Origin of the sequence: Aeromonas mytilicola subsp. aquatica (genome assembly GCF_044336385.1) — a bacterium.
GTDB lineage: Bacteria > Pseudomonadota > Gammaproteobacteria > Enterobacterales > Aeromonadaceae > Aeromonas > Aeromonas rivipollensis.
The window spans coordinates 3,361,790-3,385,712 of record NZ_CP172298.1; the positions used below are offsets into that span (position 1 = coordinate 3,361,790).

General features: G+C 64.6%; 19 protein-coding genes. 14 read left to right on the forward strand and 5 right to left on the reverse strand.

Annotated elements, in window-relative coordinates:
* The first annotated feature begins 5 nt into the window (after positions 1 to 5).
* From ACFWHB_RS15345 to ACFWHB_RS15370, 6 genes are all read left to right on the forward strand, one after another.
* The gene (locus ACFWHB_RS15345) at positions 6 to 998 is read left to right on the forward strand and encodes an ABC transporter ATP-binding protein (RefSeq protein ID WP_111910281.1); all 993 of its coding nucleotides are present in this window, start codon (positions 6 to 8) and stop codon (positions 996 to 998) included.
* A 102-nt stretch (positions 999 to 1,100) separates the two neighbouring features.
* Positions 1,101 to 2,816, forward strand: coding sequence for a glycoside hydrolase family 9 protein (locus tag ACFWHB_RS15350; RefSeq protein WP_290030692.1), 1,716 nt, complete (start codon positions 1,101 to 1,103; stop codon positions 2,814 to 2,816).
* 114 nt (positions 2,817 to 2,930) lie between these two features.
* Positions 2,931 to 3,803, forward strand: a complete 873-nt coding sequence (locus ACFWHB_RS15355; RefSeq protein WP_290030693.1) for a BadF/BadG/BcrA/BcrD ATPase family protein — start codon at positions 2,931 to 2,933, stop codon at positions 3,801 to 3,803.
* A 112-nt stretch (positions 3,804 to 3,915) separates the two neighbouring features.
* Complete coding sequence (locus ACFWHB_RS15360) at positions 3,916 to 5,781, forward strand: beta-N-acetylhexosaminidase (protein ID WP_139744782.1); 1,866 nt, start codon at positions 3,916 to 3,918, stop codon at positions 5,779 to 5,781.
* A gap of 200 nt (positions 5,782 to 5,981) precedes the next feature.
* Entirely contained in the window at positions 5,982 to 7,535 is a 1,554-nt protein-coding gene (locus ACFWHB_RS15365; RefSeq protein WP_111910285.1) for a methyl-accepting chemotaxis protein, read from the forward strand.
* Between the two features lie 74 nt (positions 7,536 to 7,609).
* Entirely contained in the window at positions 7,610 to 7,966 is a 357-nt protein-coding gene (locus ACFWHB_RS15370) for an MGMT family protein (RefSeq protein ID WP_106887491.1), read from the forward strand.
* Between the two features lie 21 nt (positions 7,967 to 7,987).
* Here the strand turns inward: ACFWHB_RS15370 and ACFWHB_RS15375 are convergent, their stop codons facing one another.
* Positions 7,988 to 8,158, reverse strand: a complete 171-nt coding sequence (locus ACFWHB_RS15375; protein WP_162852227.1) for a hypothetical protein — start codon at positions 8,156 to 8,158, stop codon at positions 7,988 to 7,990.
* Between the two features lie 116 nt (positions 8,159 to 8,274).
* Complete coding sequence (gene topA / locus ACFWHB_RS15380; RefSeq protein WP_395948790.1) at positions 8,275 to 10,896, reverse strand: type I DNA topoisomerase; 2,622 nt, start codon at positions 10,894 to 10,896, stop codon at positions 8,275 to 8,277.
* A 360-nt stretch (positions 10,897 to 11,256) separates the two neighbouring features.
* On the opposite strand from topA, the gene astB reads away from it, so the two are divergent.
* Positions 11,257 to 12,594: an N-succinylarginine dihydrolase gene (astB, locus tag ACFWHB_RS15385; protein WP_395948791.1), complete on the forward strand. Its 1,338-nt coding sequence runs from the start codon at positions 11,257 to 11,259 to the stop codon at positions 12,592 to 12,594.
* Between the two features lie 89 nt (positions 12,595 to 12,683).
* On the opposite strand, the gene sohB is transcribed toward astB, so the two are convergent.
* Positions 12,684 to 13,691, reverse strand: coding sequence for a protease SohB (gene sohB, locus ACFWHB_RS15390; protein WP_106887494.1), 1,008 nt, complete (start codon positions 13,689 to 13,691; stop codon positions 12,684 to 12,686).
* 224 nt (positions 13,692 to 13,915) lie between these two features.
* On the opposite strand from sohB, the gene ACFWHB_RS15395 reads away from it, so the two are divergent.
* Both ACFWHB_RS15395 and ACFWHB_RS15400 read left to right on the forward strand, forming a co-directional pair.
* Complete coding sequence (locus tag ACFWHB_RS15395; protein ID WP_025326219.1) at positions 13,916 to 14,671, forward strand: YciK family oxidoreductase; 756 nt, start codon at positions 13,916 to 13,918, stop codon at positions 14,669 to 14,671.
* 87 nt (positions 14,672 to 14,758) lie between these two features.
* A complete protein-coding gene (locus tag ACFWHB_RS15400) occupies positions 14,759 to 15,643 on the forward strand; it encodes a LysR family transcriptional regulator (protein ID WP_111910290.1) in 885 nt (294 codons plus the stop codon).
* Between the two features lie 74 nt (positions 15,644 to 15,717).
* On the opposite strand, the gene ACFWHB_RS15405 is transcribed toward ACFWHB_RS15400, so the two are convergent.
* Entirely contained in the window at positions 15,718 to 16,890 is a 1,173-nt protein-coding gene (locus ACFWHB_RS15405) for an MFS transporter (protein WP_106887497.1), read from the reverse strand.
* Positions 16,891 to 17,052: 162 nt separating this feature from the next.
* Here ACFWHB_RS15405 and ACFWHB_RS15410 point away from each other — a divergent pair, with 162 nt between their 5' ends.
* A complete protein-coding gene (locus tag ACFWHB_RS15410) occupies positions 17,053 to 18,195 on the forward strand; it encodes a MalY/PatB family protein (protein ID WP_395948792.1) in 1,143 nt (380 codons plus the stop codon).
* A gap of 351 nt (positions 18,196 to 18,546) precedes the next feature.
* Positions 18,547 to 19,869 (forward strand): TAXI family TRAP transporter solute-binding subunit, encoded by a 1,323-nt coding sequence (locus tag ACFWHB_RS15415; RefSeq protein WP_395948793.1) that lies wholly within the window; start codon positions 18,547 to 18,549, stop codon positions 19,867 to 19,869.
* 78 nt (positions 19,870 to 19,947) lie between these two features.
* Here the strand turns inward: ACFWHB_RS15415 and ACFWHB_RS15420 are convergent, their stop codons facing one another.
* Entirely contained in the window at positions 19,948 to 20,856 is a 909-nt protein-coding gene (locus ACFWHB_RS15420; RefSeq protein ID WP_395950211.1) for a LysR family transcriptional regulator, read from the reverse strand.
* 170 nt (positions 20,857 to 21,026) lie between these two features.
* Between ACFWHB_RS15420 and ACFWHB_RS15425 the strand changes: the two genes are divergently transcribed.
* The 3 genes from ACFWHB_RS15425 to ACFWHB_RS15435 all read left to right on the forward strand — a co-directional run bounded on the left by ACFWHB_RS15425 (position 21,027) and on the right by ACFWHB_RS15435 (position 23,905).
* A complete protein-coding gene (locus ACFWHB_RS15425) occupies positions 21,027 to 22,283 on the forward strand; it encodes an adenylosuccinate synthetase (RefSeq protein ID WP_025326213.1) in 1,257 nt (418 codons plus the stop codon).
* Between the two features lie 270 nt (positions 22,284 to 22,553).
* Positions 22,554 to 23,090, forward strand: a complete 537-nt coding sequence (locus ACFWHB_RS15430) for a YbhB/YbcL family Raf kinase inhibitor-like protein (RefSeq protein ID WP_395948794.1) — start codon at positions 22,554 to 22,556, stop codon at positions 23,088 to 23,090.
* An 11-nt stretch (positions 23,091 to 23,101) separates the two neighbouring features.
* Entirely contained in the window at positions 23,102 to 23,905 is an 804-nt protein-coding gene (locus ACFWHB_RS15435; RefSeq protein WP_395948795.1) for a helix-turn-helix transcriptional regulator, read from the forward strand.
* Positions 23,906 to 23,923: the final 18 nt, after the last annotated feature.

Here is a 23,923-nt window from a genome sequence, read left to right on the forward strand (position 1 = left end):
CTGTCATGCAAATCGCCCAAACCGACGCGCCCATCATCGAGGTCCAGCATCTCTACAAGGACTTCGCCGTCAACTCCAATGCCATCAAGAGCGGCAAGATGCGGGCCCTCTCCGACATCACCTTCAACCTGCACCGGGGCCGCGCCCTGGCGGTGGTGGGGGAGTCGGGCTCCGGCAAGAGCACCATCGCCAAGATCATCGCCAAGATGTACAAGCTCTCCAACGGCCGCATCCTCTACCGGGGCCGGGATCTGGAGGAGTTCAACAAGGGCACTGCCCTGCTGGACTATCGCCAGAGCGTGCAGATGGTATGGCAAGACCCGTTCGGTTCGCTCAATCCGACCCACACCATCTACCACCACATAGCCCGCCCCCTGCTGCTGCACAGCAAGGTGCTCGACAAGAAAGATCTGCCGGACATGGTCTATGCCCTGCTGGAAAAAGTGGGGCTGACCCCGGCCAAGGCGACGGCGGCCAAGTATCCGCACCAGCTCTCCGGCGGCCAGCGCCAGCGGGTCAACATAGCCCGCAACCTGGCGGTGGAGGCGGAAGTGGTGCTGGCGGACGAGCCCACCTCCATGCTCGACGTCTCCATTCGCATCGGCATCCTCAACCTGATGGAGCAGATGAAGAACGAGCTCGGCGTCTCCATGCTCTACATCACCCACGACATCGCCACCGCCCGCTACGTGGCGGAAGATCTCGCGGTCATGTACGTGGGGCACATGGTGGAGTGGGGCGAGGTGGACGAGATACTGCACCACCCCCAGCACCCCTATACCCAGTTGCTCATCTCGGCGGTGCCGGATCCCGAGAAGAGCATCCATGCCGAGCTGGAGGGGGGCCGCAAGGGGGAAATCCCGCTCTGGACCCCGGAATCCCGGGGCTGCCCCTTCGCCGGTCGCTGCCATCAGGCAATGGCTCGCTGCAAGGAGAGCCTGCCGCCGGTGACCAAGCTTGCCGACAACCACTTCGTGCGCTGCTACCTGCACGAATAAGCCAGCCCCCCACGCCGGGGGCGGCTTTACCGGCCCGCGACACCTTCACCCGGGCCTCCTCGCGAGGCCCCTTCATTGCCCCAGACCAGGGAGTAAAGCTGGATGGAACTCTTGATCAATCAGGTGGGTTACGATTGTGACGGACACAAGATTGCCCTGCTGCAGACCGACGCCAACGTGGAAATAAGCGGCCTGGTGCGACTGCGGCGCCTGCATGATGACCGCCTGCTGCTGGAGGTTCCTCTCCAGGCCGCAGGCCAGGTGCCAGGCTGGCAGGGACGCGCCTACTGGCGTGCCGACTTCAGCGCCTTCAAGGAGCCCGGCCACTACCGGCTGGAGGCGATCACAGCACAGGGCATAGTCCGCTCCACCCGCTTCGCCATAGGCCAGGATCTGCTGATCGGCCGTTGCCTCTCCGATGTCATTCACTACTTCAAGGGCCAGCGTGCCAGCGGCGCCTTCGATAGAGCCGACCGCAGCGCCCGCCTGTTTGGCACCGACCAGCGCAAGGATGTGCACGGCGGCTGGTTCGATGCCAGCGGCGACATGAGCAAATACCTGAGCCACCTCTCCTACGCCAACTACCTCAACCCCCAGCAGACCCCCCTGGTGGTGTGGAGCCTGCTCAAGAGCCGGGCGCTCCTGGCGACGCGCCGCGACATCGACGGGCTGAACCTCTGCAAGCGGCTCGGTGACGAGGGGCAGCACGGGGCGGATTTTCTCTGCCGGATGCAAGATGAGAGCGGCTTCTTCTACATGACACTGTTCGACAAGTGGAGCAAGGATCCCGAGCAGCGCGAGCTGTGCGCCTACGCCACCCAGCAGGGGCTCAAGTCCAACGACTGGCAGGCGGGCTTTCGCCAAGGGGGCGGCATGGCCATTGCCGCCCTGGCCCGGGCCGCCCGCGAGCAGTCCGGCGGCGACTTCGATACCAGCCACTATGCCGAGGCGGCCAGGCGCGGCTACCTGCACCTGCGCGAGCACAACCTCGCCTACCTGGACGACGGCCTCGAGAACATCATCGACGACTATTGCGCCCTACTGGCTGCGGTAGAACTAACCCAGACCCTTGGCCGCGACTGGCTAGGGGAGGCAAGGGAGAGGGCCGGCAGGCTCTGCGCCCGCCAGCGCCCCCACCCCGAGTTCGGCCACTACTGGAGTGCCAACGACGACGGCTCGCGCCCCTACTATCACGCCGCCGAGGCGGGTCTGCCGGTGCTGGCCCTGCTGGAGTACCTGGGGGTCGAGCCGGATCAGGATCGCCGCGCTAGGGTGAATGCAGTGGTACAGCAGGCGCTGGCCGCCGAGCTGGCCCTCGCCGCCCGGGCGGGCAACCCCTTCGCCCTGGCTTGCCAGTATGTGAAAGGGGTCGACGAAGACCCCCGCATCAGCTTCTTTATGCCCCACCACAATGAATCCGGTTACTGGTGGCAGGGTGAAAACGCCCGGCTGGCCTCCCTGGCCGCCATGGCCTTCGCCGCGGCTCGCCACTTCCCCCAGCAGAGCCCACTCCTGATAACGTTCGGCCAGCGCCAGCTCGACTGGATCCTCGGGCAAAACCCCTTCAACGCCTGCATGCTGGCGGGGCACGGCATCAACAACCCGAGCTATACCGCCGGTTATCCCAATGCCCTCGGCGGCATCTGCAACGGCATCACCTCAGGGTTCGATGACGAGGCTGAGGTGGCCTTCATTCCCGAGGCGTACAGGGATCGGCTGGATCAGAACTGGCGCTGGGGGGAGCAGTGGATCCCCCACGCAGCCTGGTTCGCCCTGGCCATCAGCTGGCAGAGTGCGCCGGAGGCTCGTCATGATTGAGACGCACAAGGATCGGCTCGGACATCATTGGCGCAGGAGAGAGCAGTGGATCCTCCAATCATTCAGCCTGGTTTGCCCTGGCCATCAGCTGGCAGAGTGCGCCGGGGGCTCGTCATGATTGAGTTCTGGGTCGGGGTCGATGGCGGGGGGACTCACACCCGCGCCCGCATTCGGGACAAGGGGGGCAGAGTGCTGGGAGAGGGGCGCGCCGCGGGCTCCAACCTGGAGCTCGGCATAGAGGTTGCTCACGCCAATGTGCTGGCGGCCATCGCCAGCGCCCGGCTGGCCGCCGGGCTTGGCATCGAGTGCGAACAGCGGATGGGGGTGGGGCTGGCGCTGGCCTCCGCCGAGCTGGCCGACTGCTACCACGCCCTGCTTAAGATGCCCTTCCCCTTCGCGAGCGTGCGGCTCACCTCCGACGCCTTCGGTGCCTGCCTCGGCGCCTTTGGTGGCCGGGAGGGGGCCATCCTCATCGCCGGCACAGGGTCCGCCGGGCTCATCTACCGCCATGGTCAGCTCCATAGCTGCTCGGGGCGCGGCTTCCCCATCTCGGATCTGGGCAGCGGCGCCTGGCTGGGGCTGCGCGCCATCCAGCAATCCCTGCTCTGCCACGACGGCATCCTGCCCCCCAGCCTGCTCGCCGTGCGCCTGCTCGATCACTTCAAGCGGGATCAGGCCGAGGTGGTGCGCTGGGCAGCCCGCGCCATTCCCGCCGACTATGGCCGCTTCGCCCCCTGGGTGTTCGACGCCGCCAGCGACGGAGACGAGCTCGCCAACCAGCTGCTGGACGAAACCTGCGCCCAGTTGCAGACCCTGCTGGAGGGCATGGGACTGCTGGGAGCCGACCGCATCGCCCTGCTGGGAGGCGTCGGCATGCGCCTGGCCCCTCGCCTGGGGCACCTCAACCTGGTGCCCCCGCAGGCCGATGCGCTGGAAGGCGCCATCCTGTTTGCCCAGTCGGAGGCCTACCCATGCCTGCATCCCTGAGCGCTGTTCGCCCAGCCAGAGGCCTATCTATCTCTGCCCCCCTGAGCCCTGCCCGGCGTGAAGCCTGCGCCAAAGAGGGCACCACACTGTTCGCCCAATCAGAGGAATACCCATGTCTGCACCCCTGATCCATACCCAGATCGACCGTCGCGACGGTGAAGACGTCTGGTTCCGCTTCACCCTGAGCCAGCTCCCGGCCAGCCCCTGGAAGCTGCACTTCTGCCTGGCCCGCCACATAGATCCCCAGTCGGTGGAGGGGGGATCCCTGGCGCGCCAGAGCGGCAGCTACAAGGTGCTGGTGCCCCATGAGGGGGTCAGCGAGCTGCGTTTTTGCTGCCGCAACACCCCCATCAAGCGCTACTCCGATCTGCCTCAGGGCTTCTTCCTCAGCCTGACGGACGAAGGCGCCCAGCCGCAGCTGCAACCCCTGGTGCAGGCGGGCCAGGATCTCGGCCTGCCGCCGAGCCCGGCCGCGGCCCCCGATCTACCCGAGGTGGAGCCCGCCAACGGCATAGTGCCCCAACCGGCTCAGCTGCGGCTGCCGGAGGGCAACTTCCGCCTGGCCGAGCGGGCCCATGTCAGCGGCCCTGTCTCCCTGGCCCCCCTGCTGGCCCATTTCAACGAGCTGACGGGGCTCGCCCTGACCCAGGATCACGACGCCGAGATCCACCTGGTCGAGGCCCCCCTCCCTCAGGAGGCTTACCAACTCGTCATCACCACAGAGGAGATCCGCATCCGGGCCGCCGGCGAGGCGGGCTGGCGCCACGGTCTGGTGACCCTGGCCCAGTGGGCCCTGCAACACGGGGAGAGCCTGCCCTGCCTCGAGGTGGAGGACGCGCCCAGGTTCGGTTTTCGTGGCATCTTCCTCGACTGCGCCCGCCACTTTCACTCCATCGCCACCCTCAAGCGCCTGCTCAAGCAGATGAGCCTCTACAAGTTCAACCGCTTCCACTGGCACCTGACCGATGACGAGGGCTGGCGCCTCGAGATCAAGGCCTTCCCCCGGCTGACCGAAGTGGCGGCCTGGCGGGGACATGGCCTGGCGGTCGGCCCCCAGCTCAGCGGCGGCCCCGATCCTTATGGCGGCTACTACACCCAGAGCGAGGTGCGCGAGCTGGTGGCCTATGCCGCCGGGCTCGGCATCACCATCATCCCGGAGATAGACATCCCGGGTCATTGCCACGCGGCCATCAAGGCGCTGCCCGAGCTACTGCGGGAAGAGGCGGACAGCTCCCGCTACCTCTCGGTGCAATATTTTGACGACAACGTGCTCAACCCGGCCCTGCCCGGCACCTATCGCTTCCTGGAGGCGGTGATCGACGAGGTGTGCGCGCTCTTCCCCGGCACTCAGGTGCACATGGGGGGGGACGAGGTGCCGACCGGGGTCTGGACCGACAGCCCCGCCTGTCAGCAGTTGATGGCAGAGCAGGGCTATACCGATTGTCGGGAGCTGCAGGGCCACCTGCTGCGCCACTGCCAGCAATACCTGGCGGCCAGGGGCAAGCAGATGCTGGGCTGGGAGGAGATACTGCACGGGGACAAGGTGAGCCGGGACGCCACCATCTTCGCCTGGACCAGCTTCCAGGCAGGGCTGGATGCCGCCTCCGCGGGCTACCCCGTGGTGATGGCCCCGGCCCAGTCCCTCTATCTGGATCTCGCCTGGAGCCCGGACATCCATGAACCCGGCCTCTACTGGGCGGGGACCCTCAATCTGGAGCAGGTCTACCTATGCGATCCTGCACCGGCCGATTTCCATGCCAACGATAACATCCTGGGGGTGCTGAGCCCCTTGTGGTCGGAACTGATCACCTCTCGCGATCGTCTCGACTACATGTTGTTCCCGCGCATGCTCGCCACGGCCGAGGTGGCCTGGAGCGACCCCGCCCGCAAGGCCTGGGATCACTTCGCCGCCCGCCTGCCCGGCCAGCTGCAGATCCTCGATCAGTTACAGGTGCGTTACCGGGTGCCACAGAGGTAGTGTTATCTTTCTCTTTTTGGCGACCTTTTGGTCGCCATTTTTTTACCACCAAACAACAAAAATCCAACCTAGCCCCTACTTTTACTCCGCCTTTATTGGCAAAATAAGGCCCCCGATGAGGCCGGGCAAGACGCACTGCGCCCGGGCCTGCATCCGGTTCAACCACAATAACAACCAGCAACGCATCGGAGCTTATCCTTATGGCCCGCAAACACGTCCAGATCCAGGACAGTGAAGTTGAGTTCCCCGCCGACGTGCAACTCGTCTCCACCACGGATCTGCGCGGCGTCATCACCTACGCCAACCCCGCCTTCTGCCGCATCGCCGGCTACCATGTCGATGAACTGGTCGGACACAACCACAACCTGGTGCGTCACCCCGACATGCCCAAGGCCGCCTTCGCCGACCTCTGGGATCGCCTCAAGGAGGGCAACCCCTGGCGTGGCATGGTCAAGAACCGCTGCAAGGATGGCCGCTATTACTGGGTCGACGCCTATGTGACCCCCATCTACGAGAACGGCAAGATAAGCGGCTACCAGTCGGTGCGCTGCAAGCCCGAACCCCAGCTCAAGCAGGTTGCCGCCCAGGCCTATCAGGCCCTGCTCAAGGCCGAACAGGGCGGTGCCAGCAAGCTGCCCTCCCTGCACAGTGCCAGACCCCTGCTGCTCGGCCTGCTGATGCTGGGGCTCTTTGGCTGGGCGGCCTTCTCTCAGGGAGCCCTGACGGTGCTGCTGATGCTGCTGCCCCTGCTGGCCGTCGCCGGCGCTTACTGGCGCGAGCTCATCTCGCTGCCACGCTACCTCAAGCGGCTCGGCCAGCAATATGACAGCCTGACCCGGCTGGTCTACTCGGGGGACGCCCCGGGCGCCATCGCCGATTTCCATCTCAAGATGCTGCAGGCCCGCATTCGTACCGTGCTGGGTCGGGTCAACGACGCCACCCATCCCCTGCAGACCCTGGCGACCGACCTGCAGGACTCTTCCCATCAAGCCTTCCTCGACATCAACGAGCAGGACGCCCAGACCCAGCAGATGGCCGCCGCCATGACCCAGATGGCCAGCACGGCCCACGAGATAGCGCGCAACATCCAGGACACCAACAGCCAGGTGACAGAGGCACGCAGCAGTTGCCAGCATACGGTGCAGCAGCTGGATCAGACCGAGCAGCAGATGGAGCTGCTGGCCAGGCAGGCGGAGCATGCCTTCCACTCCGCCGTCGAGCTGGCGAACGAATCCGAGCGGATCGGCAGCGTCATGGGCGAGATCCAGGGCATCGCCGAGCAGACCAACCTGCTGGCCCTCAACGCCGCCATCGAGGCGGCCCGGGCCGGCGAGCAGGGACGTGGCTTTGCGGTGGTGGCGGACGAGGTGCGCACCCTGTCCACCCGCACCCACAAGGCGACCGAGCAGATCCAGGGCAGCATCCGCCAGATCCAGCAGACCCTGGGCCGCTGGCAGGGGATGATGCAGGACAACCTGGCCCAGACCCGGGAATGCGCCCTGATGACGCGCCAGGGGTCCGGCAACCTGCATCTGGTGCTGGGGGAGATAGATCAGGTGACCGAGTTCTCCACCCAGATAGCCGCCGCGGCCGAACAGCAGCAGGCGGTGGTGGAGGAGATCAGCCGCAACATCCACCAGATCTCCCAGTACTCCCGCGCCAACAGCCAGAAGATCCAGGCGGTGGACAACTCCAGCCAGGAGCTGCTCAAACGCGCCAGCGAGCTCAGGGGGCTGAGCCAGACCTTCGGCTGAGCCGGATCCCCTGTTGCCCCCCAGACCACGGAAGCGCCACAATGGTGGCGCTTTTGTTTCACGCCGAGTAACACATGATGATGACCCCTCCCCCTTCCCCCTTGAACAAGGTGGCACGCATCGAGGCTATCCTGGCCCTGATCCCGGCCGGCCGCGTGGTGAGCTATGGCCAGGTCGCCGATCTGGCGGGCCTGCCCGGGCGGGCGCGGCTGGTGGGGAAAGTGCTGCGGGAGACGGACAAGACGCTGCCCTGGCATCGCGTGCTGGGCGCAGGCGGTACCATCTCCTTGCCCAAGGGCTCGGCGGGTTTCGATGAACAGATAGGAAGATTGCAGGAAGAGGGGGTGCCGGTGATCAAGGGGCGGGTCAGGATGCGAGAGTGGCAGTGGCAGCCCGACCTCGCCGAGCTGCTCTTTCTGATCCCGTTCTAGCGCCTGTCAGGGGCGCCGTCACTAGTCGCTGGCAAGGGGGCCCAGGATGTCGTCGCAACGTACCTGCACCGGTATGGTCTCGTCTTCCCGCTGCAGCAATACCAGCAGACTCTGCCTGTCCACCTCCAGCACATAGGCCGTTCCTTCCCGCGTCAGGCAGGTCATGCCTGGCCGGATTTCATGTATCTCCATGACAACCTCCCTGTCTTGTGCTGCCATCCATGCAGCCCTCTCAGTATACCGCCATCTCCCAATAAAAAGGCCCCTCGCAAGGGGCCTCTTTCATCATGATGTGAGCGGTGACGCGATCAGGACTTCTTCGCCTTAGCCAGGCTCTCCTGCCACTTCCCATTGTCGTAATGGGCGGTCCAGCCTGTTGCCTTGCCGTTCACCTCCGTCATCACGTACTGCTCCTTGCTCTTGCGGCTGAAGCGCACCACGGATGCGTTACCGTCAGGATCTGACGCCGGGGCGTCGGCCAGGTACTGATGCTTGGGCGACAGCCGGTCGCGGAAGCGCTTGAGCTCCTCCACCAGTGGCGCACGAGTCTCACGGGATTTCGGGAAGTTGCTGGCGGCGAGGAAGAGACCGGCCGCCCCGTCACGCAGCACGAAGTGAGCGTCGGACTGGGTGCACTTGAGCTCGGGCAGCGGCACCGGATCTTCCTTCGGTGGCGCTATGTCACCATTTTTCAGGATCTTGCGGGTGTTCTTGCAGGTCTCGTTGGTACAACCCATGTACTTGCCGAAGCGGCCGTTCTTGAGCTGCATCTCGGAGCCGCAGCGATCGCACTCTATGCTCGGCCCTTCGTAGCCCTTGAGCTTGAACTGACCCTGCTCGATTTCGTAACCGTCGCAGTCCGGGTTGCGACCACAGACGTGCAGCTTGCGGCTGTCGTCGATGATGTAGGCATCCATGGCGGTGCCGCAGACGCCGCAGCGGTGCTTGGCGCGCAGCGCCTCGGTCTCGGCCTCGTCACCGTCGGTGGCGGAGACGAACTCGTCCGCACTGACCAGGTTGATGGTCTTCTTGCAGCGCTCTTTCGGCGGCAGGGCGTAACCGGAGCAGCCGAGGAAGACCCCGGTAGTGGCGGTACGAATGCCCATCTTGCGGCCGCAGTCCGGGCAATCGATGTCGGTCAGCACCATCTGGTTGGCACGCATGCCCCCCTCTTCCGCCGGCTTGTCGGCCTGCTCCAGCTCCTGGGTAAACTCGGCGTAGAAGGCGTCAAGCACCTTCTTCCACTCCAGGCTGCCTTCGGCGATGCCATCGAGCTTGTCTTCCATCTTGGCGGTGAACTCGTAGTTCATCAGCTCGACGAAGTTCTCCACCAGACGGTCGGTGACGATCTCGCCCATCTTCTCGGCGAAGAAGCGGCGACTCTCGACCCGCACATAGCCGCGATCGACGATGGTGGAGATGATGGAGGCGTAGGTGGACGGGCGGCCTATGCCGCGTTTTTCCAGCTCGCGCACCAGGGCCGCTTCGGTGAAGCGGGCGGGCGGCTTGGTGAAGTGCTGACGGGGATCCAGCTTGACCAGCTTCAGGATCTCGCCGACGGTCACCGCCGGCAGCTGGCTGTCTTCCCCCTTGCGGCCCATGGGCGGCAAGGCCTTGGTCCAACCGGCGAAGCGCAGGGTGCGACCGCGGGCCTTGAGCTCGAACTCGCCCGCCTTGACGGTCAGGGTGGAGGAGTCGTACTGGGCCGGGGTCATCTGGCACGCCACAAACTGGCGCCAGATGAGGTCATAGAGCCGCATGGCGTCCGGCTCCATCCCTTCCAGCATCTCGGCAGTCACCAGCACGTTGGAGGGACGGATCGCCTCGTGGGCCTCCTGGGCGCCAGCCTTGGAACCATAGAGCGTCGGTTCGGCCGGCAGGTAGGCGGCGCCATACTGCTCGCCGATATATTCGCGCACCGCCTCGACCGCCTCTTTGCTGAGGTTGGTGGAGTCGGTACGCATGTAGGTGATGTAACCCGCTTCGTAGAGACGCTGGGCCATCATCATGGTCTTCTTTACCCCGAAGCTCAGTCGGGTGGAAGCCGCCTGCTGCAGGGTGGAGGTGATGAAGGGGGCGGATGGCTTGGAGCCGGTCGGCTTGTCTTCCCGGTTCACCACCTTGTAGTCGACCCCTTCCAGGGCGGCCACGGCGGCGAAGGTCTCGGCCTGGGTCACCGGCTTGAAGTCGACGCCGTTGCGGCTGACCACTTCCATCCGCAGATCGGCCTTGTCACCGGTCAGCAGATCGGCATTGAGATCCCAGAACTCCACCGGCACGAAGGCCTTGATCTCGCGCTCTTTATCGACGATGAGGCGCACCGCGACGGACTGCACCCGGCCGGCGGAGAGACCGCGAGCCAGCTTCTTCCACAAGAGCGGAGAGACCATGTAACCCACGACACGGTCGAGGAAGCGACGAGCCTGCTGGGCGTTGACGCGATGGATGTTCAGATCGGACGGCTGGGCAAAGGCCTCCTGGATCGCGGTCTTGGTGATCTCGTTGAACACCACCCGCTTGTAGCGGCTGTCATCACCGCCGATGATCTCCCGCAGGTGCCAGGCGATCGCCTCTCCTTCTCTGTCCAAGTCGGTTGCGAGATAGATGGTGTCGGCCTTCTCGGCCAGACTCTGCAACTCGCTGACCACTTTCTCCTTGCCGGGCAAAATCTGGTAGTTGGCCTGCCAGCCTGCGGTCGGGTTGATCCCCATCCTAGAGAACAGGGCGTTGCGATCCTTGGCCGCCTTCTCGGATTCGCTGAGCTTGATGCCGCGAATGACAGGTTTTTTGGGCTCTGTGCTGACGCTGCCGCTGGTCGGCAGATCGCGCACGTGACCGACGCTGGATTTCACCACGTAGTCCTTGCCCAAATATTTGTTGATGGTCTTGGCCTTGGCCGGAGACTCCACTATGACCAGTGATTTGCCCATGCTGTAACTATTATCCTCATTGCACCCGACGGGGTTGGCGTGCGGTTTTGTGGGGCTGTATAAGAGATTTGACGGGAAAAAGCAATCTTGTGAACAAATTTGCCATGCAGCCCGAACCGCCTTGCTTCTTTATTTATTAATGCGAAGGGGACGCGCGGGAAGCAACCGCTTTTTTGTTTTTATGCTATATCCCCCCCTTTTTTAGATTGGAAATGACATATCCAGCCACCCCCGTCACATAAAAAACCACCTTGGTTATCAGCTTGTTACAAAGGATGAAATCTCTTTATAATGGCCGCACGCCGCAGCTTTGTGCGCGGAAGGAACCGCTCCCCATATAAAAATCGAAAGGATGTAGTCATGAAGCACTTCGAGGTCAACTTCGACGGCCTGGTCGGCCCCACCCACAACTATGCCGGCCTCTCCTATGGCAATGTGGCGTCCCAAAGCAACGCCAAGGAAGCGTCCAATCCGAAGGAGGCCGCCAAGCAGGGGCTGCGCAAGATGAAGGCGCTGACCGAGCTCGGCATGACGCAAGGGGTGCTGGCGCCGCAGGAGCGGCCGGATCTCGCCACCCTGCGCCGCCTCGGCTTCACCGGCAACGATGCCAGCGTCCTGGCCCAGGCCGCGAAACAGGCCCCCGCCGTGCTGGCCGCCTGTTACTCCGCCTCCAGCATGTGGACCGCCAACGCCGCCACTGTCTCGCCGAGTGCCGACACCCAGGATGGCCGCATCCATTTCACCCCCGCCAACCTGACCAACAAGTTCCACCGCTCCCTGGAGCCCGAAGTGACTGGCCGCATCCTGCGCGCCGTGTTCAACAACGATCGTCACTTCAGCCACCACCAGCACCTGCCACAGAACGATCACTTCGGTGACGAAGGAGCCGCCAACCACACCCGTCTGTGTCGCGCCTACGGCGAGGCCGGGGTCGAGCTGTTCGTCTATGGTCGCAGCGCCTTCGACGTCTCCCAGCCCGCTCCCAAGCGCTACCCGGCCCGCCAGACCCTGGAGGCGAGCCAGGCCATCGCCCGCCTGCACGGCCTGGGGGAAGAGAGCGCCGTCTTCATCCAGCAGAACCCGGACGTGATCGATCAGGGGGTGTTCCATAACGACGTGATAGCGGTGGGCAACCAGAACGTGCTCTTCTTCCACCAGCAGGCCTTCCTCAACACCGCCACCGCACTGGCCGAGGTGCGCAGCAAGTTCGGCGAGGGGGAGCTGCACTTCATCGAGGTGCCGACCAATGAGGTGTCGGTGCAGGATGCGGTGAAATCCTACCTGTTCAACACCCAGATCCTGACCCAGCCCTCCGGCGAGATGGCGATCATCGCCCCCACCGAGTGCCGTGACAATCCGGCGGTAGCCGCCTATCTGGCCCAGCTGGTGACCCTGGGCACGCCCATCAAGGGGGTGCACTTCATGGATGTGAAGCAGAGCATGCGCAACGGCGGCGGCCCCGCCTGCCTGCGACTGCGGGTTGCCATGAACGACGCCGAGCTCGCGGCGGTCAACCCGGCCTGCCTCATCAACGACAGCCAGTTTGCCCGTCTGGACAACTGGGTCGAGCGCCACTACCGCGACAGCCTGGCGCTGGACGATCTGCGCGACCCTTCCCTGGTGCTGGAGACCCGCACCGCCCTGGACGAGCTGACCCAGATCCTGAAGCTGGGATCCGTCTACCCCTTCCAGCGCTGAGCACACGCTCGCAGCGAAGCCGCGACATCAGCATAAACAGAGAGCCGGGCAATGCCCGGCTCTCTTGTTTCAACCCATTGAACTGTGACTCAGCGCCAGGGACTCTGCTGCCAGAGGCGACCGAGGGCGCCTTCCAGCGCCTGGGCCCCCTGTTGACCCAGCCGCTGGGTCAGGCTCTTGGGCTTGCGGTAGCTGATGCCGACCACCTTGTGTTGGCTGGCCTGGGCCAGCAGGTAGTCATCGCTGGTGCAGAGCGCATCCACCAGACCGAGCTGCTTGGCCTGGCTGGCCAGCCAGTGCTCCCCCGTGGTGACCTTGTCGATGTCGAGACCGGGTCTGTGCTCAGCCACGAATCCCTTGAAGCGCTCGTGGATGGCCCCCAGCTCCTCGCGAAACTTCTCCCGCCCCAGATCGTCGTTCTCGCCGAACATGGTGATGGTGCGCTTGTACTGGCCCGCGGTGTGCATCTCGAACTCGATGTCGTGCTTTTTCAGGAGTTTGTTGAAGTTCGGCAACTGGGCAATGACGCCGATGGAGCCGACGATGGCAAAGGGCGCCGCCAGTATCTTGTCCGCCACGCAGGCCATCATGTAACCGCCGCTCGCCGCCACCTTGTCGATGGCCACCGTCAGCGTGATGTCCTTGTCACGCAGGCGCTGCAGCTGGGAGGCCGCCAGGCCATAGCCGTGCACCACGCCGCCGCCGGACTCGAGACGCAGCAGCACCTCGTCACCGGGCCGGGCGACCCCTATCACGGCGCTCACCTCTTCGCGCAGGGAGGCCACCTCCCTGGCATCCATGCTGCCGTGAAAATCGAGCACAAAGAGCCGGCTACGCTCGTCCTCGCTCTTGGCGCGCGCCTTCTCTTCGGCCTTGCGCGCCTTGTCCATCTGCTTGCGCTCGGCCTTGCCGGCCAGGGCCGATTGCAGCTGATGACGCCCCTGCTCCAGCTCCCGGGAGAGATCCGTCACCACCAGTTCCCCCTTGCGGGCCCTGGGCTGACGGCTGCTCACCACCATCAGGACGACGGCGCCTATGGCCAGCAGTAGGGTGAGGGTCTTGGCCAGAAACAGGCCGTATTCGGTCAAAAATGCCACTTGATACTCCGCGCTATGTTCGGTTTTTTCACATAGTAAGGAGTTTGGCGGTATGGTGCAAAAACTCTGCCGTGGGCCAGGGGCAGAGAGCGTCAATTCACGCTACAGCCCTGTTTTCTTCACATTTTTGCCGTCTCATACTGGTCAACGGCAGGGCCGGATCAGTACACTTGCCTCCTCTATGGTCGCGCCCATCCGTCACGGATTTGTTAACAGGAGTGCACATGCTCGATTATCAGGCCCCCCGGGATCTGCTCAAGGACAAGGTCATTCTGGTAACGGGTGCCGGTGACGGCATCGGCCGCGAAGCGGCGCTCACCTATGCCGCCCACGGCGCTACAGTCGTGCTGCTCGGTCGCACCAGCGCCAAGCTCGAGGCGGTCTACGACCAGATAGAGGCGGCCGGTCACCCCCTGCCCGCCATAGTCCCTGTCGATCTGAAAGGGGCCACCGCCGCTCACTACCGCGGCATGGCAGAGACCTTCGCCCAGCAGTTCGGCCGCCTCGACGGCGTGCTGTTCAATGCCGGCCTGCTCGGCACCCTCTCCCCCTTCGAGCACATCCAGGAGAAGGAGTGGGACGAGGTGATGCAGGTCAACGTCAAATCCGAATTCCTGCTGACCCAGGCCCTGCTGCCCCTCATTCGCCAGACCGCCAAGGAGCATGGCGAGGCCTCCATCGTCTACACCTCCTCCAGCGTGGGCCGAAAAGGGCGCGCCTACTGGGGCACCTATGCCATCTCCAAGTTCGCCGTCGAAGGCATGATGGAGGTGCTGGCGGACGAGCTGGAGAATACCGGGGTGCGGGTCAATAGCCTGAACCCGGGCGGCACCCGCACCAGGATGCGGGCCAGCGCCTTCCCGGCGGAAGATCCCCAGTTGCTGAAGACCCCGGCCGACCTGATGCCGCTCTATCTCTATCTGATGGGGCCGGACAGCCGTGGCAAGACAGGCCAGACCTTCGTGGCCCAGCCCAAATAAATCAACAAACTAACCAGATGGGGTTAAAGTGAAGAGGGGCGCCAGTCGCGCCCTGTTGAATCCCATCGGCCCCTGACAGGTTGCACTATGTTTCGTCCCAAGAGCACGTTTGAGCAATGGCGGATCTTCCAGGCCGTGGTGGACTGCGGCGGTTACGCCCAGGCCGCAGAGGCGCTGAACAAGAGCCAATCCTCCCTCAATCATGCGGTCGCCAAGCTGCAACAGAGCCTGGGGCTGGCCCTGCTGGAGGTGAGAGGGCGCAAGGCGGTGCTGACGCCAGCGGGGGAGATCTTCCTCAAGCGGGCCCGTCAGCTCAGCCAGCAGGTGGAAGAGCTGGAGAACCTGGCCAACAACCTGGAGCGCCAGTGGGAGCCGCAGATCAACCTCTATGTCTCCGCGCTGCAGCCCAGGGAGCGGCTCTACCGGGCGCTGGCGCACTTCCATCCCCGCAGCCGTGGTTGCCGCATCAATCTGCACGAGCGGATCCATTGCCACTTCAATGCGCTCCAGGTGGGGGACCTGATGCTCTCAGAACACCTGCCCCACGATCGCACCGGCCTGCCGCTGGACGAAGTCTGCCTGCTGCCGCTGTGCGCAGCCGAGCATCCCCTCGCCGGGCAGGAGGAGCCCATCACGGCCGAGCTGCTCGCCAGCCATAACCAGATAAGCCTGCACCCGCCCATCCACCGCTCGGTGGACTGGAACGATGCAGACGACACCGGCTGGAAGGCGACCCACTATCACGAGGTGCTCAGCATGGTGCGCCTCGGCCTCGGCTACGCCTGGGTACCTGGCCATCTGGTGCGGGAAGAGCTCGCCAGCGGCGCCCTGGTGCAACTCGATCTGGCCGGAGGCAGCGAGCGCTACCTCTACACCTACCTGCTCACACCGTCGACCGATGCCCTGGGCCCGGCGGCCGAGCTGCTGCTGCGCTGCCTGCGCAACGAATACCAGGCCGACAGTGGCAAGTAATGCGCCGCCGACCACAGCGGTCGGCCCCCGCTTATCCCCCCAGCGTCAATGCCGTGGCCCCCGCCATGGGCGCCTCACACATTGGGCACCCGCCAGCAGGCGGCCAGCGCAGCCAGCGCCAATGCGGTGGCCACCATGAATACCCCGTGAAAACTCCAGATCTCCGCCACAGTCCCCGCGATCGCACCCGCCATGATGGAACCGGTGCGGATGCTGTTGGCAAACAAAGTGGTCGCGACCCCGGCCCGACCCGGCATCAGATCCTGGAAATAGGACATGCCAATGCCGGCGACAATGCCGATGAAGATGGCGTTGAGCAGTTGCAGGGCGATGAGGGCCCCCTGGCTCGACAGTGTCACCAGGCCGGCGTAGAACCCCACCCCGGCCAGTACCGCCAGCAGCATCATGGGCCGCTTGCCAAAGCGCCGGGTGTAGTAACCCGCCAGCAGCATGAAGGGGATCTCCAGAGCCGCCGCCGTGCCCATCAGGATTCCGGCCAGCTTCTCCTCCAACCCCAGCTCCCGGGTGATGTAGAGCGGCATGTTGATGAGGTACATGCTGTTGCAGGTCCACATCAGGGTGGAGGCGATGAAGAGCGCCCGCACCGAAGGGTCCCGCCAGCTGCTGACCCGCTCCCCCCCGCCATGGCTGCTCGGCAACGGCAGGGAAGGCAGCCAGCGCCAGACCACCAGGGCGCAGACCAGATAAGCCAGGGCGGAAGCCAGATACATCACCTCGAAGCCGTAGCCGATGGCGAGCGCGAAGGCGGCCGGCGGCCCTATCACCCAGGCCAGGGAGAACTGGGCCCGCAGCACAGAGCTGAACATGTCGGCCCGCTTGTTGCGGCTGTCGGCGTATTCGCGCGCCAGGGCAAACAGCTGGGGGCTGGCGGTGGCGGTCAGGCTCGCCAGCACCACCCCCAGGCTCACCAGCAGCCAGTATTGCCGGTTCCAGGCAAACAGCAGGGAGAGCACTATGCCGGCAAGGCAGCAGCGCAGGATCAGCTGCTTGCGATCCCCCCCGTTGTCGGAGCGATGGCCGAGCCACTGGCTGATGAGGATGCCGATCACCGCGTTGACGGTGTAGAAGAGCCCCACCAGGAAGGGGCGCACCTGCACCTCTTCGGCCAGAAACAGGCTCAAGGTGGGCACCTGGAGTGCCACCGCTACCCCTGTCATGAAGGTCACGGCGAGGAAAGAGAGAGAGACGGGATCCGGCCTCTTGCGGGCAGCACTCAGCAAACTCATAGAGATACCATTGATATGGAAGAGAAAAGGAAGCCAGAAGCCGGCGGATGTACAGTATGACGGCGATTATTTTATGCGATTATCAACAGCCACCTCAAGGCTTGCGAGGCCAGGTCCAAGTCCGTACATTGGTAAGCCCTCTGGCCAGTACAAGGATTTCACATGTTTGATTTTGATCGGGAGATAGATCGCAGCGGCACCATGAGCCTGAAGTGGGACAAGTACAAGGGTCAGGATGTACTGCCCATGTGGGTAGCCGACACCGACTTCGCCTCGCCCCCTGCCGTCATCGAGGCCCTCACCGCGCGGGTGGCCCACGGCATCTTCGGCTATTCCCGCCCCTCCCCCCGGCTGATCGAACTCATCATCACCTGTCTGCAGCAGCGCTATGGCTGGACCATATCCCCTGAGTGGCTGGTCTTCCTGCCGGGGGTGGTGCCCGGTCTGAACCTCGCCTGCAAGGCCTGGAGCCAGCACGGCCGTGGCATCATCACCCCCAAGCCGGTCTATTACCCCTTCCTGCAGGCGCCGGGCTTCAACGATCGCCCCCTGCTGACAGTCCCCATGATGGAGGAGGCCGGACGCTGGGTGCTGGATCTCGAGGAGCTGGAGCGCCAGGCTCCCTCCGCCGACCTGCTGCTGCTGTGCAACCCGCAGAATCCGGGAGGTACCGTCTTCACCCGCGAGGAGCTGCTCGCCATCGACGCCATCGCCGAGCGCCACAATCTGGTTGTCTGCTCGGACGAGATTCACTGTGATCTGCTGCTGGATAAAGAGGCCCGCCACATTCCCTACGGTGCCCTGAGCCCGTCGGCCGCCGAGCGCTCTGCCGTCATGATGGCGCCGAGCAAGACCTTCAACATCGCCGGCCTGTGCTGCTCCTTCGCCGTGATCCCCAACGCCCGCCTGCGGCTCAAGCTGCAACAGGCGATGCGCGGCATCAGCGCCGACGTCAACCTGCTGGGCTTCGTCGCCGCCGAAGCGGCCTACGAGGGCGGCGAGCAGTGGCTCAGCGAACAGCTCGACTATCTGAGGGCCAACCTGACCCTGATCGAGCAGGCGGTGGCCCGCTGGCCCGGCGTCAAGCTGGCAAAGAATCAGGCGACCTATCTCGCCTGGATCGATGTGAGCGCCCTCGGGCTGGATGATCCCGTCGCCTTCTTCGAGCAGGCGGGGGTCGGTCTCTCCCCGGGCGCCCAGTTTGGCGATGGCCAGTTCGTGCGCCTCAACTTTGGCTGTACCCGGGCTCGTCTCACCCACGCCTTGGCGCGCATGGAGAAGGCAATCCTCCAGCGCAGCGCCTGACAAGGAACGCGCGCTCCAACGCCGGCTGCACCAGGGCTCGTCTCACCCAAGCCTTGTCGCGCATGGAGAAGGCCATCCTCCAGCGCAGCGCCTGACAAGGAACGCGCGCTCCAACGCTGGCTGCACCAGGGCTCGTCTCACCCAAGCCTTGTCGCGCATGGAGAAGGCCATCCTCCAGCGCAGCGCCTGACAAGGAGCGCGCCGCTGACCGCAAGGGGGCGGCGGCCATTTCGCCGCTCCCTTGACGGGAATGGTGAAAGCCATTCATGTTCACATCTGATATAGATAAGATGTGACACATGACGGGATGAGCCTGGCTCATCTTTTTTTCAGCCATTGTTCCGGTTCACTATGCACCCACGAGCCCTGCGTCCCCTGTTGCGCCTGTCAATTGCCGCCCTGCCCTGGCTGGCGGCCATGCTGGCACAGCCCCTCTCTGCCACCCCCGCCTATGTCACCATAGGCACGGGGGCGCTCAACGGCGTCTACTACCCCACGGGGGGCGCCATCTGCCGTCTGCTCAACGACGACAGCAGCAACCACGGGCTGCACTGCACGGTGCAGAGCACCTCGGGCTCCATCGCCAACCTGGCCGCGCTGGCCAAGGGCGACATCCAGCTGGCGCTGGTGCAGTCGGATGTCCTGTACCATGCGGCTCACGGCAGCGGCCCCTTCGCGGGCCAGACCCCGAACGATCAGCTGCGCAGCCTGTTGCGGCTCCACAAGGAGTCCCTGACCCTGCTCGCCAGCGCCACCAGCAACATCAGCACCCTGGCGGACATCGAAGGCAAGCGGGTCGATCTGGGCGCCCCCAACTCAGGGGACAGGGTCACCAGCCGGGCACTGCTCGATGCCATGGGCTGGCAGGAGAGCCAGTTCGCCGTGCCTCCCGTCGCCTCGGCAAGCAACCGCCTGGAGGGACTCTGCAACGGCACCCTGGATGCCGCCTTCCTGGTCGCCGGCCACCCCAACCAGGGGATAGGCGATCTGACAGGGCGCTGCCAGGCCCGCCTCATTCCCATCGAGGGGGAGCAGGTCGACAAGCTGCTCAAGCAGTATCCCTACTATGAGCGCAGCCGCATCGGCGCCAACCTCTACCCGGGGCAGACCAGCGCCGTCGCCACCTTTGCCGTGACCGCCGAGCTGGTGGCCGAGGCCAGCCTGCCTGAAGATCAGGTGCGCACCCTGCGGGACGTGCTGAGCCGCAATCTCAAGCAGTTCACTCGGCTGCACCCGGCGCTCACCACGCTCACCCCGGAATCCATGCAGGCGGGGGACATACTCCCGCTCCACCCCGGCATGCTGGATGCCGCGCCCACCCTGTTGCCAGACGCCCCCTCCGGGGCCGAGGCCACCTCGGGGGCGCTCCCCACGGCGCCGTCCGCCCCCACCAGTGCGGCCACCCCGCTGGAAGGGGCAGAGGTGCTGCCGGAGCAACCCGCCGGCGCCACCCTGCCGGCCAGTTCGGATGCGGTGACGACAGAGCAAGCCCCGGCGCTGACCACGCTCCCGACACAGGCAGAGGCCGCGATAACGCAGGGCACCCAGCCCGACGCGGCCGGGGTCGCCACCCCCTCGGCAGCAAAGAGCACAGCGCCGACCGCGACGCCCGCACCGGTCAGCCCAAGCGGCGCCTCGCCGGTCACCGGCGATACGCCCGCCCCCGCCCAATGACGGAGAGAGCACAATGCAAGAGGCCACCCCAGGGTGGCCTCTTGTCATCTGGATGTGCGCCGACGAGCGGCACCGGGCTTATCCCTTGGGAAGCGGCAACGAGTCCGGGCTCAGGATCTCCTCCTCCACCCAGTGCAGCAACTGCTTGATGGCCCGCGACAGCACCTGGTTCTGGCGCACCACATACCCCAGGCTGGTGCCGGGGAAGTCGGTCAGCCGGGTCACGGGAGCGGTGAGCTTGAGGCGCGGGTGGAGCGAAAAGTCCGGCACTATGGCGACGCCAAAGCCCGCCTCCGCCCAGTCGAGCTGGGCATCCACACTGCCCACCTCCATGATGCGGCAACTCGGCAGCCCGAGCAGGGGCAATGAGGGGTCGATCAGCGCCCGAGTGCGGGTGTCGTGACCGAGCAGGATCAGGGTCGGCTCGTCGAGGGGATCGCTCTCCCCGGCCTTGGCACGGGCCTGCCAGCGGGTGAGCCCCTGCCCCAGGGCACACCAGGTCACCTGCTGCAATTCTGTGTAGAAGAGTGGCTCGCTGCGCTTTTGCGCCATCACGAAGCCGAGATCCGCCTTGCCCGCCCTGACCAGATCCGCCGCCTGATCCGAGGTGGTGTTGAACAGGGTGAGATCGATGCCGGGAAAGGCCTGCTTGAAGCGCTGGAACGGCTGGATCAGCAGCAGCCGCGAGATGATGTCGCTGGCGGCGATGGCGAGCGTCCCCTGGCTCAACTGGCTGAGGGCGTTGAGATCGGACTGGCAGAGCTGCAGCTCGTTGATGGCGCGCTCGGCGCTTTGCAGCAATCGCTCCCCCGCCTGGGTCAGCCGAAACGGACTGCGATCGATGAGCTTGACCCGGGTGGCCTGCTCCAGGTTCTTGAGGTGCAGGCTGACGTTGGGCTGGGTCATGTGCAGTTCGGTAGCGGTCTGGCCGAAGTGCTGCAGGCGGGCCAGGGTGACGAAGGTATTTAACCAGTGAATATCCAGCATGACGACGTTCTCATCCAGCGCTGGCGCGGCTTGGCGCACCATGGCACGTTGTGTGCCGATAAATTGGCCACAATTATATGGTTTTCTTATCGGAATTATAAAGATAATTAATTTTTCTAATCCGCAGAGGGCTCCTAGGATGGACGCCTAACGTCTTAGGAGAAAGAGTCATGTCGTCTATCGTAGTCGTAGGTGCTAACTGGGGTGATGAAGGCAAAGGCCGCATCGTCGATTATCTGGCAGGCCAATCCGCCGCCAGCATCCGTTTCCAGGGCGGCAACAACGCCGGCCACACCGTGGTCAACGATCTTGGCACCTTCAAGCTGCACCAGCTGCCAAGCGGCGTCTTCAACCCGGATTGCCTGGTTGTCCTCGGCCCTGGCATGGTCATCAGCCCGGAGCCGCTGACCAAGGAACTGGCTGAAGTGAAGGCCGCCGGCGTGACTCCGAAGCTCGCCATCTCCGACCGCGCCACCTTCTGCCTGCCGATCCACGCCCTGGAAGACACCCTGGAAGAAGTTCGTCTGGGTGATGGCGCCTATGGCTCCACCCGTCAGGGCATTGCCCCGGCTTACGGTGATCGGGTCATGAAAAAGGCGATCCTGGTCGGCTGGCTGAAACAGCCGGAAGTACTGGTCGAACGCATCCAGTTCTTCCTCGACTGGAAACTGCCGCAGCTCAAGGCCCTCTATCCGAGCTTCGAATTCAGCCAGACCGCCCAGGAGATGGCCGACTGGCTGCTGGAAGTGTCTGCCCCCTGGATCGACGCCGTCTGCAACGTCAGCGAGCCGCTCAAGGCCATCCAGGCCCAGAACGGCACCCTGCTGTTCGAAGCCCAGCTGGGCGCCGGCCGTGACCTCATCTACGGTGAGTACCCCTGGGTGACCTCCTCCCACGTCTCCGGCGCCTACGCCGGTATCGGTGGCGGCCTGCCGGCCCTGCGCCCCGAGCGCGTGATTGCCGTGGCCAAGGCGTTCAGTACCTCTGTGGGTACAGGCACCCTGATCACCGCCATGGAGAACCAGGAAGAGTTCCGCAAGTTCGCCAACGAGTTCGGCGCCACCACCGGCCGTCCCCGTGACATCGGCTACTTCGACGCCGTTGCCACCAAGCAAGGTCTGGAGATCCAGGCCGCCAACGAGATCGCCCTGACCAAGCTGGACTGCCTCTCCGGCATGCCTGACTTGAAGATCTGCGTGGCCTACGAAGGTGCCAACACCGAGAACCCGATCTGGCCGCAGACCGCTGGTCTGAAGCCGGTGTACGAGTCCATGGAAGCCTGGAGCGAAGACATCTCCCACATCCGCAAGTTCGAAGACTTGCCCAAGGCTGCCCAGCACTATGTGCTGCGCATCGAAGCCCTGCTGGGTGTGCCGGTGCCCATGGTCTCCGTCGGCCCGGGCCGCGAGCAGATGATACTGCGCTAAGCCGCTCGCATCGCTGCCGCTAAGGCAGATAAAAACCGGTCTCCATGAGGCCGGTTTTTTTTATGGCCGCCCACCACTAACCGCTGCGGCGTCCCCAACCCTCTCTCAATCCCTCTCATTTCCCCACAAAGCGCAGTTCGGCTCAAAACAGGCATCTTTCAATCCAATATTGAGCAGCATGGTTGAACCTGGCTCGTCCCCCGCCGCTAGACTGATCCCGTCATCAGGATCTCCCCATGGGGATCCCCTCATTCATAAAGGAGCATCACAATGAAATTACCCCTGCGTTCCGCCCTGCTCTCCCTGCTGTGCCTGGCGGCCCTGCCCGCCGCCGCCATGACCTTGAAGAGCACGGACATCCAGGAAGGCCAGCTGATGGACAAGGCATTGAGCTTCAACGGCTTCGGCTGCAAGGGGGAGAACCACTCCCCCCAGCTAAGCTGGCAGGACCTGCCGGCCGGTACCAAGAGCGTCGCCATCACCGCCTATGATCCCGATGCCCCCAGCGGCAGCGGCTGGTGGCACTGGCTGGTGGTGAATCTGCCCGCCAACCAGAGCGAGCTGGCCAGCAACGCCTCCGGCAAGCTCAAGCAGGGGCTGGAGCTTAGAACCGATTTCGGCAGCCAGGGTTACGGCGGCCCCTGCCCCCCGGCCGGGCACGGCATGCACCGTTACCAGTTCACCGCCTGGGCCCTGCCCCAGGATCTCGAGGTGAAGGCAGATACCCCGCCCGCCATGGTAGGCTACATGCTCAATGCCATGGCGCTGGGCAAAGCCACCCTGACCGCCACCTTCGTCACCCCCTAGGAGCCCGCCGGATGAGCACTCCCCTGCTGCAACTGAATCACTATTTCGGGATCCGCCAGCAGCCCCTGCACAGGGTGCTCATCTATGCGCCGACCCTCATCTGGGTGCAGCAGGGCCACAAACAGCTCTGGTGGCAGGAGAGGCGTCTGTCCTTTGACAAGGGGAGCTGGCTGCTGACCCCGGCGGGCCACCAGCTCACCTTCGTCAACCAGCCCGAGCAGGGCAAGTTCAGCTCCTATGCCCTGACCCTGCTGGCCCCGCCCCCCGCCGAGTGGCTGACCGGCGCCCCGGCTACCCCGCAGAGGGAGCCGCGCCTTGAGATAAGCCCGGCGCTGGCGTTCTGCTTCGATCTGGTCTGCTCCATGGCCGGCCGCACGCTGAGCGAGGCGACCCAGATCCAGCTGCTGCACGCTTTCTATGCCGAGCTGCACGCCGCCCATGCCCTCGACCTGCTGTTTCCCGCCAGCACAATGACGCTCGGGGAGCGGCTGGCTCGCTACCTCGGGGTGGAGCCCGGCGCCGATCACAGGCTGGAGACCCTGGCCCCCCACTTTTCCATGAGCCGCGCCTCCCTGGTGCGCAAGCTGGCCGCCGAGGGGCGCAGCTTTCGCCAGCTGCTGGCCCAGGTGCGTATGAGCCATGCCCTCACCCTACTGCAACAGGGACTGAGCCCGCTGGAGACGGCCCTCGCCTGCGGTTACGACTCCCCCAGTCGCTTCGCCGCCCGCTTCAAGCAGGAGTTCGGTCTGCCCCCCCACCAATATCTGCGCACCTGCCCCTCAACGACCCCGCAACGCCAAGTAAATAGTTACTAAAAACAACTCCTGTGTAAT